At 60.5% G+C, this 15,756-nt stretch carries 14 protein-coding genes; 5 read left to right on the top strand and 9 right to left on the bottom strand.

The features are described from left to right. Positions 1-176: 176 nt before the first annotated feature. The 5 genes from leuS (at position 177) to AB3G35_RS05940 (ending at position 6,252) form a co-directional block, all read left to right on the top strand. Positions 177-2,783: a leucine--tRNA ligase gene (gene leuS / locus AB3G35_RS05960; RefSeq protein ID WP_083369756.1), complete on the top strand. Its 2,607-nt coding sequence runs from the start codon at positions 177-179 to the stop codon at positions 2,781-2,783. A gap of 89 nt (positions 2,784-2,872) precedes the next feature. Then, complete coding sequence (gene lptE, locus AB3G35_RS05955) at positions 2,873-3,478, top strand: LPS assembly lipoprotein LptE (RefSeq protein WP_016779272.1); 606 nt, start codon at positions 2,873-2,875, stop codon at positions 3,476-3,478. 42 nt (positions 3,479-3,520) lie between these two features. After that, on the top strand, positions 3,521-4,558 hold the full coding sequence (holA, locus tag AB3G35_RS05950; protein WP_369782376.1) for a DNA polymerase III subunit delta: 1,038 nt from the start codon (positions 3,521-3,523) through the stop codon (positions 4,556-4,558). A 183-nt stretch (positions 4,559-4,741) separates the two neighbouring features. Continuing rightward, a complete protein-coding gene (gene arfA, locus AB3G35_RS05945) occupies positions 4,742-4,891 on the top strand; it encodes an alternative ribosome rescue factor ArfA (protein ID WP_003444166.1) in 150 nt (49 codons plus the stop codon). A 50-nt stretch (positions 4,892-4,941) separates the two neighbouring features. Continuing rightward, positions 4,942-6,252 carry a lytic murein transglycosylase gene (locus tag AB3G35_RS05940; protein ID WP_016779270.1) on the top strand — a complete coding sequence of 437 codons (1,311 nt, stop codon included), beginning with the start codon at positions 4,942-4,944 and terminating at the stop codon, positions 6,250-6,252. 103 nt (positions 6,253-6,355) lie between these two features. Here the strand turns inward: AB3G35_RS05940 and AB3G35_RS05935 are convergent, their stop codons facing one another. The 9 genes from AB3G35_RS05935 to mrdA all read right to left on the bottom strand — a co-directional run bounded on the left by AB3G35_RS05935 (position 6,356) and on the right by mrdA (position 15,743). Continuing rightward, positions 6,356-7,309, bottom strand: a complete 954-nt coding sequence (locus AB3G35_RS05935) for an LD-carboxypeptidase (RefSeq protein ID WP_369782375.1) — start codon at positions 7,307-7,309, stop codon at positions 6,356-6,358. A 4-nt stretch (positions 7,310-7,313) separates the two neighbouring features. Then, positions 7,314-8,354, bottom strand: a complete 1,041-nt coding sequence (gene lipA, locus AB3G35_RS05930) for a lipoyl synthase (protein ID WP_016779268.1) — start codon at positions 8,352-8,354, stop codon at positions 7,314-7,316. A 1-nt stretch (position 8,355) separates the two neighbouring features. Beyond that, on the bottom strand, positions 8,356-9,009 hold the full coding sequence (gene lipB / locus AB3G35_RS05925; protein WP_086795784.1) for a lipoyl(octanoyl) transferase LipB: 654 nt from the start codon (positions 9,007-9,009) through the stop codon (positions 8,356-8,358). Continuing rightward, entirely contained in the window at positions 9,009-9,284 is a 276-nt protein-coding gene (locus tag AB3G35_RS05920) for a DUF493 domain-containing protein (protein WP_016779266.1), read from the bottom strand. Before AB3G35_RS05920 ends, lipB begins: the two co-directional genes overlap by 1 nt. Positions 9,285-9,364: 80 nt before the next feature. Then, entirely contained in the window at positions 9,365-10,522 is a 1,158-nt protein-coding gene (locus AB3G35_RS05915) for a D-alanyl-D-alanine carboxypeptidase family protein (protein ID WP_016779265.1), read from the bottom strand. Positions 10,523-10,698: 176 nt separating this feature from the next. Then, positions 10,699-11,685, bottom strand: coding sequence for a septal ring lytic transglycosylase RlpA family protein (locus AB3G35_RS05910; RefSeq protein WP_095039846.1), 987 nt, complete (start codon positions 11,683-11,685; stop codon positions 10,699-10,701). After that, a complete protein-coding gene (gene mltB / locus AB3G35_RS05905; protein ID WP_083369755.1) occupies positions 11,685-12,695 on the bottom strand; it encodes a lytic murein transglycosylase B in 1,011 nt (336 codons plus the stop codon). The genes AB3G35_RS05910 and mltB overlap by 1 nt, the downstream gene beginning before the upstream one ends. 17 nt (positions 12,696-12,712) lie before the next feature. Next, on the bottom strand, positions 12,713-13,816 hold the full coding sequence (rodA, locus tag AB3G35_RS05900) for a rod shape-determining protein RodA (RefSeq protein WP_162939404.1): 1,104 nt from the start codon (positions 13,814-13,816) through the stop codon (positions 12,713-12,715). A 31-nt stretch (positions 13,817-13,847) separates the two neighbouring features. Continuing rightward, a complete protein-coding gene (gene mrdA, locus AB3G35_RS05895) occupies positions 13,848-15,743 on the bottom strand; it encodes a penicillin-binding protein 2 (RefSeq protein WP_029611206.1) in 1,896 nt (631 codons plus the stop codon). Between the last annotated feature and the right edge of the window lie 13 nt (positions 15,744-15,756).

The raw sequence follows: 15,756 nt of genomic DNA, 5'->3' as shown, positions 1-15,756 counted from the left end.
AAAGCGGCGTGCTGCTGCGACCAACGGAGTGATGAGGTAATCAGGGTTTCCCTCGATAGAGCGGGGTCATGTATGCTACGGGACTTCCTGTAACCCCTGCTCCAACCTGACCGGGCAACACTGTCGCCGGTCTATGTTGAAGAGGATTAGGCCACCCTTTATCAGTACAAGTAGCCATGCACGAACAATATCAGCCCCGTGAAATAGAAGCCGCCGCCCAATCATTCTGGGACAACCAAAAGTCCTTCGAAGTCAGCGAAGATCTAGGCAAAGAGACGTTCTACTGCCTATCGATGTTCCCGTACCCAAGCGGCAAGCTACACATGGGGCACGTGCGCAACTACACCATCGGTGACGTGATCTCCCGTTACCAGCGCATGCTTGGCAAGAACGTTTTGCAGCCGATGGGCTGGGACGCCTTCGGCATGCCGGCCGAAAACGCCGCGATGAAAAACAAGGTCGCGCCGGCCAAGTGGACCTACGAAAACATCGCCTACATGAAAACCCAGCTGCGCAGCCTGGGTCTGGCCGTTGACTGGTCCCGCGAAATCACCACCTGCAAGCCGGATTACTACCGTTGGGAACAATGGCTGTTCACCCGCCTGTTCGAAAAAGGTGTGATCTACCGCAAGAACGGTACCGTTAACTGGGACCCGGTAGACCAGACCGTTCTGGCCAACGAGCAAGTGATCGACGGCCGTGGCTGGCGTTCGGGCGCGGTGATCGAAAAACGCGAAATCCCGATGTACTACTTCAAGATCACCGCTTACGCGGATGAACTGCTTGAAAGCCTCGACGACATGCCGGGCTGGCCCGAGCAGGTCAAAACCATGCAGCGCAACTGGATCGGCAAATCCCGCGGCATGGAAGTGCAGTTCCCTTACAACGTCGAGTCCATCGGCGCAGCGGGCGCACTCAAGGTCTTCACAACTCGCCCCGACACCCTGATGGGCGCTACCTACGTCGCCGTGGCTGCCGAGCACCCGCTCGCCACCCAGGCCGCGCAGGGCAACCCTGAGCTGCAGGCGTTTATCGCCCAGTGCAAGGGCGGCAGCGTGGCTGAAGCCGACATGGCCACCCAGGAAAAAATGGGCCTGCCGACCTCGCTGTTCGTCGAGCACCCGCTGACCGGCGAAAAACTTCCGGTCTGGGTCGCCAACTATGTGCTGATGCATTACGGCGACGGCGCAGTAATGGCGGTACCGGCACACGACGAACGCGATTTCGAATTCGCCACCAAGTACAACCTGCCAATCAAGCCGGTTGTGCGCACCAGTGCTGGCGACGAGTCACCTGCTCCCTGGCAGGACGCTTACAACGAGCACGGCCCGCTGATCAACTCCGGCGAATTTGACGGACTGGACTTCGACGCTGCCTTCGCCGCCATCGAAGCCGCCCTGACCGCCAAAGGCCTTGGCCAGGCGCGCACACAGTTCCGCCTGCGCGACTGGGGCATCAGCCGTCAACGCTACTGGGGCTGCCCGATCCCGATCGTGCATTGCGATACGTGCGGCGACGTGCCGGTCCCTGAAGCCCAGCTGCCAGTGGTCTTGCCAGAAGATGTCGTACCCGATGGCGCCGGTTCGCCACTGGCACGCATGCCTGAATTCTACGAGTGCAGCTGCCCTAAATGTGGCGCACCGGCCAAACGCGAAACCGACACGATGGACACCTTCGTCGAGTCCTCGTGGTACTACGCCCGTTACGCCTCGCCGCACTATGAAGGCGGCCTGGTCGAAAAATCGGCGGCAGACCACTGGTTGCCGGTCGATCAGTACATCGGCGGTATCGAACACGCCATTTTGCACCTGCTGTACGCGCGCTTCTTCCACAAGCTGATGCGTGACGAAGGCCTGGTCAGTTCCAACGAGCCGTTCAAGAACCTGCTGACCCAGGGCATGGTGATCGCCGAGACTTACTTCCGTACGCTGGACAACGGTGGCAAGGATTACTTCAACCCGGACGACGTGGAAATCGAACGTGATGCCAAGGCCAAGATCATCGGCGCCAAGCTGAAGACCGACGGCCTGCCGGTGGAAATCGGCGGCACGCAGAAAATGTCCAAGTCGCTGAACAACGGTGTTGACCCGCAATACATGATCGAGCAGTACGGCGCAGACACCTGCCGCCTGTTCATGATGTTTGCTTCGCCGCCTGATGCCAGCCTGGAATGGTCCGACTCGGGTGTTGAAGGTTCGCACCGTTTCCTCAAGCGCGTCTGGCGCCTGGCCCATGCCCATGTAGGCCAGGGCCTGCCGGGTGCACTGGATATCGCCAGCCTGACCGATGAGCAAAAAGTCATCCGCCGCGCCATCCACCAGGCTATCAAGCAAGCCAGCCAGGACGTTGGTCAGCACCACAAGTTCAACACCGCTGTCGCCCAGGTGATGACCGTGATGAACGTGCTCGAAAAAGCACCGCAAGCCACTGAACAAGACCGCGCCCTGCTGCAGGAAGGCCTTGAGACTGTTGCCCTGGTGCTGGCACCGATCACCCCGCACATCAGCCATGAGCTGTGGAACCAGTTGGGGCATGCGGGTGCAATCATCGACGCTGCATGGCCAACCCTGGACGAAAGCGCGCTGGTTCAAGACACCCTGCAACTGGTTATCCAGGTCAACGGCAAACTGCGCGGGCATATTGAAATGCCAGCCAGCGCCAGCCGTGAAGAGGTTGAAGCCGCAGCCCGCGTCAATGAGAACGTGTTGCGCTTTACCGAAGGCCTGACGATCCGCAAAGTGATCGTGGTACCGGGCAAACTGGTCAATATCGTCGCCAGCTAATTGGAACAGGCGCCCGTGCCAAGCGCGGGCGCCCAACAAGACCTTCAGGGCCGCTCAGTCGGCTTCTCTGGTTTCAATGGGAGCAACACATGATCAAACGCAACTTGCTGGTGATGGGTCTCGCTGTTCTGCTGAGCGCCTGCGGCTTTCAGCTGCGCGGCACCGGCACCAACCAGCTGACGATCACCGAACTCGACGTCAGCGCCCGGAACGCCTACGGCGACACGGTGCGCCAACTGCGTCAGGTACTGGAAAACAGCGGCGTTAAAATCACGCCAAACGCCCCCTACAAGCTGGTTCTGACTGACGAGAAAGAAACCCAGCGTGCGGCCAGCTACACCGGCAACACGGGCACCGCCGAGTATCAGTTGAACAGCGTGGTCAACTACGAAATCCAGGGCCAGAACCATCTGGTGCTGCTGAGCAACAAGGTTGAGGCCTACAAGGTTTACCTGCAGGACGGCAGCAACGTGGCCGGCAGCAACCAGGAAGGCGTGATGATCCGCAAGGAAATCCGTCGCGACCTGATCCAGCAACTGGTTCTGCGCCTGGAGCAGTTGACCCCGGCCCAGCTGGAAACACTGCAGCAGCAAGCTGAGGCAAAAGCCAAGGCTGAAGCCGACGCCATCGAAGCTGCGCGCAAGGCTCAAGAGGAAACTCCTCAACAGTCGCCTCTCGAACTGCAAAACCAGTAAGGCATACGGGGCGCTCAAGCGCCCCGCTATCGTTATGGCCCTATGAAACTCGCTCCCGCCCAACTCGCCAAGCATCTGCAAGGCACGCTTTCGCCGGTCTACATCATCAGCGGTGATGACCCGTTGCTGTGCCAGGAAGCCGCAGACGCCATTCGCAGCACCGCCCGCCAGCAAGGTTTCGATGAACGCCAGGTGTTCAGCGCCGATGCCAGCTTCGACTGGGGCACGTTGCTGCAAGCCGGTGCCAGCATGTCGCTGTTTGCCGAAAAACGCCTGTTGGAGCTGCGCCTGCCCTCCGGCAAGCCTGGTGACAAAGGTGCTGCGGCGCTGATCGAGTACTGCTCGCGCCCTGCCGAAGACACCCTGCTGCTGATTAGCCTGCCCAAGCTCGATGGCAGCGCGCAGAAGACCAAGTGGGGCAAGGCGCTGATTGAAGGCGCGCAAAACCAGTTCGTGCAGATCTGGCCGGTGGACGCCAACCAGTTGCCGCAATGGATTCGCCAGCGCTTGTCGCAGGCCGGGCTGTCCGCCACCCATGACGCCGTGGAGCTGATAGCCGCGCGGGTTGAAGGCAATCTTCTGGCTGCCGCGCAAGAAATCGAAAAGCTCAAGTTGATGGCTGAAGACGGGCAAATCACGGTCGAGACCGTGCAGGCGGCAGTAGCCGACAGTGCGCGCTTCGACGTATTTGGGCTCGTAGATGCGGTACTGAACGGCGAGGCTGCCCATGCCCTGCGCATGCTCGAAGGGCTGCGCGGTGAAGGTGTCGAGCCGCCGGTGATCCTGTGGGCCCTGGCCCGTGAGCTGCGGGTGCTGGCCAATATAGCGCTGCAATATAGCCAGGGCACACCGCTGGACAAGGCCTTCAGCCAGGCCCGGCCGCCGGTGTGGGACAAGCGCAAGCCGCTGATGAGCAAAGCCCTGCAGCGCTATTCCGCCCAGCGCTGGGCGCAATTGCTGCTGGATGCACAGCGTATCGATGCCCAGATCAAGGGTCAGGCTGCAGGTTCAGCCTGGAGCAGCCTGAGCCGCTTGGCGTTGCTGATGTGTGGGCAACGGCTGAATTTGCCAGCGGAGTAAACACTGCTTTCTGTGGGAGCGGGCTTGCTCGCGATGCAGGCGCCGCGACCTGACAGGCTGATTGCGCTGATTGCGCTGATGCTATCGCGAGCAAGCCCGCTCCCACCGATCACTATCCAGTGGACAATACGAAAAAACCGGCCGATGATTTGCGCTTGTTCAAACCACGCGAGAGCAAATGCCATGAGCAAGCGCCCCAACAAGGCCAAATCCATCGTCGCCCAACCCCTGTTCCGCAGCCGCCAGGAACGCCCCGCCAAAGGCAAAGGCAGCTACCGCCGCGAAGCCTTCCAGTCGAGAGACCGGGAGGCTTTTTACTTTCTGGCTGCCTGACGGCGGGGATGATAAGGTCTGCTTCTGTTTTGCATTACCTGGACCTGCGCATGCTCTCACGTCATACACGCCGTTGGCCGATGCGCCAACTGATCGCTGCTTCCAGCGTCATCCTTTTAGTCGCCTGCGCTGAGAAACCGACTGCAGCCGATGCTCAAACCCTGCCTGTGATTCCTCCGGCACCTGCGGTAATCACCAGCGCGCCTGCACCCGGCAGCGATACCCCCCTTGTTCAGCCCGCGCAAAGCTTCAGCGAGTGGCAAGCCGATTTCCGCGCCCAGGCACTCAAGGCCGGTATCAACCCACAGGTATTCGATAACGCCTTTGCCGGCATTACACCAGACATGAGTGTGATCAAGGCCGACCGCAGCCAGCCCGAATTCAGCCGCCCGGTCTGGGAATACCTGGACGGCGCCCTGTCGCCTTTGCGCGTGCGCAATGGCCAGCGCTTGCTGGAGCAAAACGCCGAGCTGCTGAGCCGCATTGAGCAGCGTTATGGCGTCGATCGCCAGGCACTGGTTTCGGTGTGGGGCATGGAAAGCAATTTCGGTTCGTTCCAGGGCAACAAGTCGGTTATTCGCTCCCTGGCGACCCTGGCCTACGAAGGGCGCCGCCCGGAGTTCGCCCAAAGCCAATTGATCGCAGCCCTGAAAATCATTCAGGAAGGCGATATCAGCCCCGACAAAATGCTCGGCTCGTGGGCGGGCGCAATGGGTCAGACCCAGTTTATCCCCACCACCTATGAAACCCACGCCGTGGATTTCGATGGTGATGGCCGTCGTGATATCTGGAACAGCTCGGCTGATGCCCTGGCCTCGACTGCCCACTACCTGCAAAGCTCTGGCTGGAAGCAAGGCCAGCCGTGGGGCTTTGAAGTGACGTTGCCTGCCGGGTTCGATTACGCACTGGCTGATGGCGCCGTCAAAAAGAGTGTCGCCGAGTGGCAACAACTGGGGGTCAAGGCACCCGCCAGCGCCGCCGGCTCAGAGCAGTTGAGCGCCACCCTGCTGCTGCCTGCGGGCTACCGCGGCCCGGCGTTTCTGGTGCTGGACAACTTCCGCGCCATCCTGCGTTACAACAACTCATCGTCCTATGCACTGGCCGTGGGCTTGTTGTCTCAGCGCTTCGGCGGTGGCGGGAGCATTTTGGCCGACTGGCCAAAAGATGACCGACCGCTGAGCCGCTCCGAGCGCGTCGAACTGCAGATGCTGTTGAGCCAGCGCAATTACGATGCAGGGAATGCGGATGGCATTATTGGCGCCAATACCCGCAAGGCGATCCGCAGCGCGCAGCAAGCCATGGGCTGGCCAGCCGATGGCTACCCGAGTCACAAGTTGCTGGAGAGTTTGCGTAACCGCTGAGTCGCGACTCAGCCTGTAGGAGCGGGCTTGCTCGCGATTGCATCGACTCGTTTTGTCAGAGATACCGAGTTGATAGCATCGCGAGCAAGCCCGCTCCCACGGCTCAGGTTTTGACTGTGACCACTGCCTGCTCTAGTACCAATAACTGCCGATCAGCATCCAGCCGCACTTGAGCCCCCATCGGCAAGGTCAGGTTCGGGTCGCAATGCCCGCTGCGCCAACCGGCCAGCACCGGAATACCCAGCCCGCCCAGTTCCTGAGTGAGCAACCGCTCCAGCGCCGCGACATCAACCCCGGCCACATCCCCCACCAGCACTCCGCGCAACCTTTCGAGCTTGCCCGCCAGGCGCAAATGCGTCAGCAGACGGTCGACCCGGTACAACGGTTCGTTGACGTCTTCGATAAACAGGATGATGTCTTCGCTGTCCAGTTCAAACGCCGTGCCCATCACCGCGCAGATCATCGACAGATTGCCACCCAGCAAACGGCCACTGGCGCAGCCCGGGGCAATGGTCGTCAACGGCCAGGCCGCGGGGTGCTCCAGCACGGGCGGCTGTTGCCCGCTGAGCATACGCAACAATGAAGTTTCGGTGGGCGGTTGTTTGTTGCCCAGCAGATCAGCGTTCAACATTGGTCCGTGAAAGGTCACAAAGCCCGCGTAACGAATGATCGCCAGATGCAACGCAGTGATATCGCTATAGCCGACAAATGGCTTGGGATGACGACTCAACAGCTCAAAGTCGATGCCATCGAGCAAGCGCGGGCTGCCATAGCCGCCGCGCAGGCAGAAAATGGCATCAATGCTGTCATCGGCAAAAGCCTCATGCAGGTCGCGTAAGCGCTCTGCATCAGAGCCGGCAAGATAACCCTCCCTTTGCCACACCCCCGGGTAGACCCGCAGCTGGTAGCCGCGTGCATGCATCCATTGGGTCGCGAGGTTCAGGTCAAGTTCGGCAGGGCCTGCCGGGGCGATCAGGGCGATCACCCCGCCAGCGGGCAACGCGGGCACCGCGCTGTGGGCCTTGAAGGACACTGGCGCGGTGAGCCGGGTAGTCATGGGGTCAGGCACTCACCAGCATGGATTTGACCAGCTTGGCTTGTTCATCAGCGTGGTACGAAGAACGTACCAGCGGCCCGGATGCCACGTTTTTAAAGCCCATTTTGTAGCCTTCCTCGGCAAACCACGCGAAGGTATCCGGGTGTACGAAACGCTGGACCGGCAAGTGGTTGCGCGACGGTTGCAGGTACTGGCCCAGAGTCAGCATGTCGATGTCATGTTCGCGCATGCGCTTCATCACTTCGATCACTTCGTCGTCCGTTTCGCCCAGGCCCAGCATCAAGCCGGATTTGGTCGGGATGTGCGGCATCATCTGCTTGAAGCGCTGCAACAGGGTCAGCGACCACTGGTAGTCGGAACCCGGACGCGCAGCCTTGTACAGGCGCGGCACGGTTTCGAGGTTGTGGTTGAACACGTCTGGCGGCTCGGCGGCGGTGATTTCCAGCGCAACGTCCATGCGACCACGGTAATCCGGCACCAGGGTTTCCAGCAGTACGCCCGGCGACAGCTTGCGGATCTCGCGGATGCAGTCGGCAAAGTGCTGGGCACCGCCGTCACGCAGGTCGTCGCGGTCTACAGAGGTGATCACCACATACTTCAACCGCAGGTCAGCAATGGCAATGGCCAGGCTTTCCGGTTCGTTGGTATCCAGTGGCTTCGGTCGGCCGTGGCCCACGTCGCAGAACGGGCAACGACGGGTGCAGATGTCACCCATGATCATGAAGGTCGCGGTACCACCCGAGAAGCACTCGCCCAGGTTCGGGCAGGAGGCTTCTTCGCACACGCTATGCAGCTTGTGCTTACGCAGCAGGGACTTGATGCGGTCGACTTCCGGGGAAACCGGAATACGCACACGAATCCAGTCGGGTTTTTTCGGCAACTCGGTGGTCGGAATGATCTTTACCGGGATACGCGCAACCTTCTCGGCACCGCGCAACTTGACGCCGGTCTCAACCTTGGAACGGGCCTCGCTGGCGCGGGCTGCACGTTCTGAGATATCCAGCGTTGGGATCAGGGTTTGAACAGCGTCTTGCGCAGTAGTCATATCAATCGATTCCGCCCGTCAGGGTCGTCTGCTCAGCATAGTCGAGGTGTTTGACGAGCTGCGAGCGCAGCCGGGCACCTACCTCGGCAAATTCAATCGGCCCTGCATGATCACGCAGCTGGGTCATCGCCAGCCCTGCATAACCACAGGGGTTAATCCGTCGAAACGGTTCCAGGTCCATGTCCACATTCAGGGCCAGACCGTGGAAGGAGCAGCCATTGCGGATCCGCAGGCCCAGTGAGGCGATTTTCGCGCCATCGACATACACGCCCGGCGCATCGGCCTTCGCTGCAGCGCTCACGCCATAGCTGGCGAGCAGGTCGATCAGGCACTGTTCCATCCGCGTGACCAGCTCACGCACGCCATAGCCCAGCCGGCGCACGTCGAGCATCAGGTAGGCAACCAGCTGGCCAGGGCCGTGATAAGTCACCTGGCCACCGCGATCCGACTTGACCACCGGGATGTCCCCCGGCAGCAGCAGATGCTCGGCCTTGCCTGCCTGACCTTGGGTAAACACCGGCGGATGCTGCACCAGCCAGACTTCGTCTTGCGTGTCCGGCACCAGCTTGCGCTCATCGGTGAATCGCTGCATCGCCAGCCAGGTGCGCTCGTAATCAAGCAGACCCAGCTCACGAATACCCAAGACCTGTGACATCACAACACCATATGTACGAAGCCGGTGGCCCGCAATTCGCTGTTGATGTTGTAAAGCTGATCCTGATCGGTTGCCACGATGTGCAACTGGATCGTCGTGTACTTGCCGTTGGTGCTCTGGCGTTCATCGACACGATCATCGTTGACCGTCGCGTGCTTCTTGACGATATCGATGATCTTGTCCTTGTTGCCCACACCCGTGTCGCTGATTACCTTAACCGGGTAATCCACGTTGGGGAATTCGATCTTTGGCGCCTTTACTTCGGTATCGCTCATGGCGTATTGGCCTCGTAAGCCCGGAACAACAAAGGTGCTCCCGCGCAGGGTAAAGCGCGGGGGCACTCAGGTGGGTGCAATCAGTTGAACAGCCCGTAGAAGAATAGACGGATGCTATCCCACACGCGTCGGAAAATTCCACCTTCCTCGACAGGCTCAAGCGCGATCAGGTCAGCGCTGTGCACAACCTTGTCGTCGAGTTTGACCTCAACCTTGCCGATCACATCGCCTTTGGCGATAGGGGCCATCAGTTGCGGGTTCATGGTCATGCTTGCGGCCAGCTTTTTCAATTGGCCTTTTGGCAGGGTCATGGTCAGGTCATCCGCCAGACCGGCTTTAACCTGGCTGGTGGTGCCTTTCCAGACCGGAGCCTGAGCCAGCTCGGTGCCCTTCTGGTAGAAGGTCTGGGTTTCGAAGAAACGGAAACCGTAGGTCAGCAGCTTCTGGGTCTCGGCCGCTCGGGCGGCTTCGCTGTTGGTGCCGAACACCACGGCGATCAGGCGCATGCCGTCGCGTACAGCCGAAGACACCATGCAGTAGCCGGCTTCGTCGGTGTGACCGGTTTTCAGACCGTCAACGGTCTTGTCACGCCACAGCAACAGGTTGCGGTTAGGCTGCTTGATACCGTTCCAGAAGAACTCTTTCTGCGAGTAGATCGCGTAGTGAGTTGGGTCTTCGTGGATGATGGCGCGAGCCAGCAACGACATGTCGTGGGCCGAGGAGTAGTGATCCGGGTTCGGCAAGCCGGTCGGGTTCATGAAGTGGCTGTTGGACATGCCCAACTCGCCCGCCGTCTTGTTCATCATGTCGGCAAACGCGTCTTCACTGCCGGCAATGTGCTCGGACAGGGCAACACTGGCGTCGTTACCCGACTGGATGATGATGCCGTGCAACAGGTCGCTGACCGACACCTGGGTGCCGACCTTGATGAACATCCGCGAACCACCGGTGCGCCATGCGTTTTCGCTGACGGTAACCGGGTCGTTTTCGCCGATCTGGCCACGACGGATTTCCAGAGTCGCGATGTAAGCGGTCATCAGCTTGGTCAGGCTGGCTGGCGGCAGACGCTGGTCGCCGTTGTTCTCGACCAGCACGTTACCGCTGCTGGCATCCATCAGAACATAGGACTTGGCTGCAAGTTGCGGCGGCGACGGCATCATCTCGACTGCCCAGGCGGCAGGAGTGACGATCAGCGGTACTAGCAGGCACAGGCGTTTGGCAAAGGTGGTGATGTTCATCCGTCTCTCGAAGTTGTTAATGGAAACTTACCCTCGCGGGCAAAACTGTACAGGCAGTCTTTTGACTGACTGCCGCGTATTCAGTTGCAGTCCCGGCCCCTGGAAGGGCTTTTATTCTTGACCTCTGCAACTGCGTTTGGGCCGCGAATGTTCGCGGCCCAACGCTTTGTTCAATGTTACTGATCCGACGTCACAACGCTCGGCTGGCCCAGATTGGCCAGGCGCACGCTGTTTTGCGTTTGTGCCACTTCACCCGCCGAGGCGATAGGCCCCAGGCGCACGCGGTGCAAGGTTTGCTGATTGCGCACAATCGAGCTGATAAATACGGGTGTGCTGACCATGCCACTGAGTTTGGAGCGAAGCAACTCGGCGGCGTCCGGATTGGCAAAGGCGCCTACTTGCAAATAGGTGCCCTGGCCCTTGACCATCGGGCTCACTGGCACCACATCGGCGGCATGCTGCTGGGCCGGCGGTGTCCATTGCTCAACCTTGCCGGTCGACACGGTCGGGGCGGTGTTCTGGGCCATTTTCGGCTCGTTGAGCATCAATGGCGCAGGGCGCCCACGTTGCGCCCACCAGGCTTGCGGGTCAATGCCTTCAACCTTGACCCGGGCCGTACCGGTCTCGGCATAGCCGAGCTTTTTGGCAGCGGCGTAGGACAGGTCGATGATGCGGTCCGAATAAAACGGGCCACGGTCATTGACCCGCAGGATCACGGCCTTGCCGTTATCGAGGTTGGTCACTTTGACGTAGCTGGGCAACGGCAGGGTCTTGTGCGCCGCGCTCATACCGTACAGGTCATACACTTCGCCGTTGGCGGTGTTTTGACCATGAAACTTGGTGCCGTACCAGGACGCCGTGCCCGAGGCCACATAGGTCTTGGACTCTTGCAGCGGGAAATAGGTCTTGCCCAGCACCGAGTACGGCGCGGCCTTGTACGCGCCGGTGTGCAGGGTCGGCGTGGCGTCGGGGATGCGCGATACATCGACATCCCACCACGGCGCGCCGTCCTTGTGCGCACGGTTGATATCCAGGCCCGGCTTGGAGGTGACGCCCGCCGACGTTTGTGGCGGCGTGCGGCTGCTCGAACAGCTCACCACCAGCAGCGCAATAGCGGCGCAGGCAGCGAGTTTCAACGGTGTGCGGATCGCTTGAAACGGCATTACTTGTTGCCCCGTGCTTGAACCAGCAGATCGGACAGTTGATGCACTGCCATGGCGTACATCACGCTTCGGTTGTAGCGCGTGATCGCATAAAAGTTCTTCAGGCCCATCCAGTATTCAGGGCCGTCGGCGCCTTCGAGACGGAACGCTGTGACCGGCATGTCGTCGCGCAGCGCATCATGACTCGACCAGCCCAGCGCTCGCAACTCCCCGACGGTCTTGACCGGCTCGATACCCTGGGTCAGGCCTTCATCGACCCGATCACCGCGCACATCGGCGCGGCTCACCACCGGCTCGCCACCTACCCAGCCATGACGCTTGAAGTAGCTGGCAACGCTGCCAATGGCATCGTCCGGGTTGCTCCAGATATTGATATGGCCATCACCATCGAAATCCACGGCATAAGCACGGAAGCTGCTGGGCATAAACTGCGGCAAGCCCATCGCCCCGGCATAGGAACCCTTGAGGGTCAGCGGGTCGACCTGCTCTTCGCGGGCCAGCAACAGGAATTCACGCAGCTCTTTGCGGAAGAACTCGGCGCGGGGCGGGTAATCGAAACCCAGGGTCGACAGTGCGTCGATCACCCGGTAATTGCCGGTATTACGGCCATAAAAGGTTTCAACGCCGATGATCGATACAATCACCTGGGCCGGTACGCCGTATTCCTGCTCGGCACGGGCCAATACGGCCTCGTGTTCGCGCCAGAAGTCGACACCACGCGCCACCCGGGCGTCGGTGAGGAACATCGGGGCGTACTCTTTCCACTGCTTGACGCGTTCGGCGGGGCGCGAAATGGCATCGAGGATGCTCTGCTTGCGCTCGGCCTCGCGGAACACGCCCATCAGCTGCTCACCGGCAAACCCGTAGTCACGGGTCATTTCACCGACGAACTCGGCCACTTGGGGCGAGCCTTCGTAGTCACCGGCCAGCGCGCCCGGCGCTGCCCCGAACAGACCCAGCAGGCCCACCCACGGCGCGTATCGAGCGGCCCAGCCACGCATTGCTTGCATTGAATAATTCACCTTAATCAAACTTGTGCGATCCACTTGCGATGCGTGTGAATCGACATCAAAACCCCAAACGCTGACAACAGCGTCACGAGGGAAGTGCCGCCGTAACTGATAAATGGCAAGGGCACACCCACGACGGGCAACAAGCCACTGACCATACCGATGTTGACGAAAACATAAACAAAAAACGTCATGGTCAGGCTGCCCGCCAACAACTTGCCAAACAGGGTCTGGGCCTGGGCGGTAATCACCAGGCCACGACCGATCAACAGCAGGTAAATCAGCAGCAAGGCACAAATGCCCACCAGGCCGAACTCTTCGCCCATTACCGCAATAATGAAGTCGGTATGGCTTTCAGGCAGGAAGTCCAGGTGCGATTGAGTGCCCAGCAGCCAGCCCTTGCCGAACACCCCGCCCGAGCCGATGGCCGCCTTGGACTGGATAATGTTCCAACCGGTACCCAGCGGGTCGCTTTCCGGGTCAAGGAAGGTCAGCACGCGTTGCTTCTGGTAGTCGTGCATCACGAACATCCACATGGCAATCGCCACTGGCACGGTGGCGGCCAGTACGCTGAGGATCCAGCGCCAGCGCAACCCGCCCATAAACAGCACGAACGCCCCCCCCGCCAGTACCAGCAGCGCCGTACCCAGGTCCGGCTGACGCACGATCAGGGCAAAGGGCACGCCGATCAGCATCAGGCTGACCGCCACATGCTTGAGCTGCGGTGGCAGGGTGCGCTTGGACAGATACCAGGCGATGGTCGCGGGCATCAGGATTTTCATGAACTCCGAGGGCTGAAAGCGGATCACCCCGGGAATATTGATCCAGCGCGTTGCACCCATTGCGTTGTGGCCCATGATGTCCACCACCACCAGCAACATCACCCCGATCAAGTAGCCGATCGGCACCCAGCGCGCCATGAACCGCGGCTCCAGCTGGGCGATGATAAACATCGAGACCAGGCCGATGCCGAACGAGGTTGCCTGCTTGCTCAGCAGGTCCCAGCTCTTGCCGCTGGCCGAATACAGGACAAACAGGCTGCCCGCCGCCAGGGTCAGGAGCAGGATCAGAAGCGGGCCATCGATATGCAAACGCTGAAGCAGCGTGGCACGGCGGCGCATCACATCCTCACTGGAGAGGATGCGGTCGAAATTACTCATCATTGGCCGGAACCTCTGCCTTTACGGGGCCGCCGTACTCGGGTTTGAGTTTGCCGTCTTCACCCAGCAACCAGGCATCCATGACCTTGCGCACCACGGGCGAGGCGACACGGCTGCCGGCTTCGCCGTTTTCAATCATCACCGAAACGGTAATCTGCGGGTTGTTGGCCGGCGCAAAGCCGACGAACAAGGCGTGGTCGCGGTGACGTTCCTGCACCTTGGAGCGGTCGTATTTTTCGCCCTGCTTGATCGCCACTACCTGCGCCGTACCGCTCTTGCCGGCAATCAGGTACTGCGCACCAACGCCCGCCACCCGCGCCGTGCCGCGCGCGCCATGCACCACTTGCTGCATGCCGTGGTTGACCTTGGCCCAGTTGGACGGGTCACGCAGGACGATATCCGGCACCGGGTCCGGATCCACCGGCGGCACGCCCTCGATGGTCTTGGCCAGGTGCGGGCGGATCCACTTGCCTTTGCTGGCGATCAGCGCGGTGGCCTGGGCCAGCTGCAAGGGGGTGGACTGCATATAGCCCTGGCCAATTCCCAGAATCAGCGTCTCGCCCGGGAACCAGGCCTGGCGCCGGGTGGCGCGCTTCCATTCGCGGGACGGCATCAGCCCGGCGGACTCCTCGAACATGTCCAGCGAGACCTTGCGGCCGATGCCGAACTGGTTCATGTAGCTCGACAGGCGGTCGATGCCCAGTTTGTGGGCCAGGTCATAAAAATAGGTGTCGTTGGAACGCATGATTGCGGTATCCAGATCGACGTAGCCATCACCGGTGCGGTTCCAGTTACGGTATTTGTGATCGTAATTGGGCAACTGGTAATAGCCGGGGTCATACACCCGCGACGAGCCGGTGATCACGCCGCTGTCCAGGCCAGCAATCGCCACCGCAGGCTTGATCGTCGAGCCAGGTGGGTACAGGCCGCGCAGGATGCGGTTGAACAGCGGTCGGTCAATGGAATCTCGCAGCTCGGCATAGGCCTTGAAGCTGATGCCGGTGACGAACAGGTTGGGGTCAAAGCTCGGCTGGCTGACCATGGCCAGCACTTCGCCCGTCATCGGGTTCAGTGCCACCACTGCGCCACGACGCCCCGCCAGGGCTTCTTCGGCCGCCTCTTGCAGCTTGATGTCGAGGCTGAGCACGATGTCCTTGCCGGGGATCGGGTCGGTGCGCTTGAGTACGCGCAATACCCGGCCACGGGCATTGGTCTCGACTTCTTCGTAACCCACCTGACCGTGCAGCTCGGCTTCGTAGAAACGCTCGATGCCGGTTTTGCCGATATGGTGGGTGCCGCTGTAATTGACCGGATCGAGGGTTTTAAGCTCTTTTTCGTTGATCCGCCCCATGTAACCCACCGAGTGCGCAAAATGCGCGCCCTGCGGGTAGTGGCGCACCAACTGCGCAACCACTTCAACGCCGGGCAGGCGGAACTGGTTCACGGCAATCCGGGCGATCTGTTCTTCGTTGAGCTCAAACAGGATGGGCACCGGCTCAAATGGCCGCCGCCCCTGCTTCATACGCTTTTCGAACAGGGCGCGATCTTCAGGGGTGAGCTGCAGCACTTCAACAATAACGTCGAGCACTTGCTGCCAGTCGCCAGAGCGCTCGCGGGTCATGCTCAGGCTGAAGCTGGGACGGTTGTCCGCGATAACCACGCCATTGCGGTCAAAAATCAGACCCCGGGTCGGTGGAATCGGCTGCACATGCACCCGGTTGTTTTCCGACAAGGTGGAGTGGTAGTCGTACTGCACCACCTGCAGGTAATAAAGACGCACGAGCAGCACACAAATAAGTGTCACCACCACAATTGCACCAACCACGACCCGTCCGCGCACAAGGCGTGAGTCTTTCTCGTGGTCTTTAAGGCGAATCGGCTGAGACATTCAGGGCGCTGAG

The organism is Pseudomonas sp. WC2401 (assembly GCF_041200115.1).
In the GTDB taxonomy this organism is placed as follows: Bacteria; Pseudomonadota; Gammaproteobacteria; order Pseudomonadales; family Pseudomonadaceae; genus Aquipseudomonas; species Aquipseudomonas fragi.
This window is presented reverse-complemented; position numbering and strand designations above follow the sequence as displayed.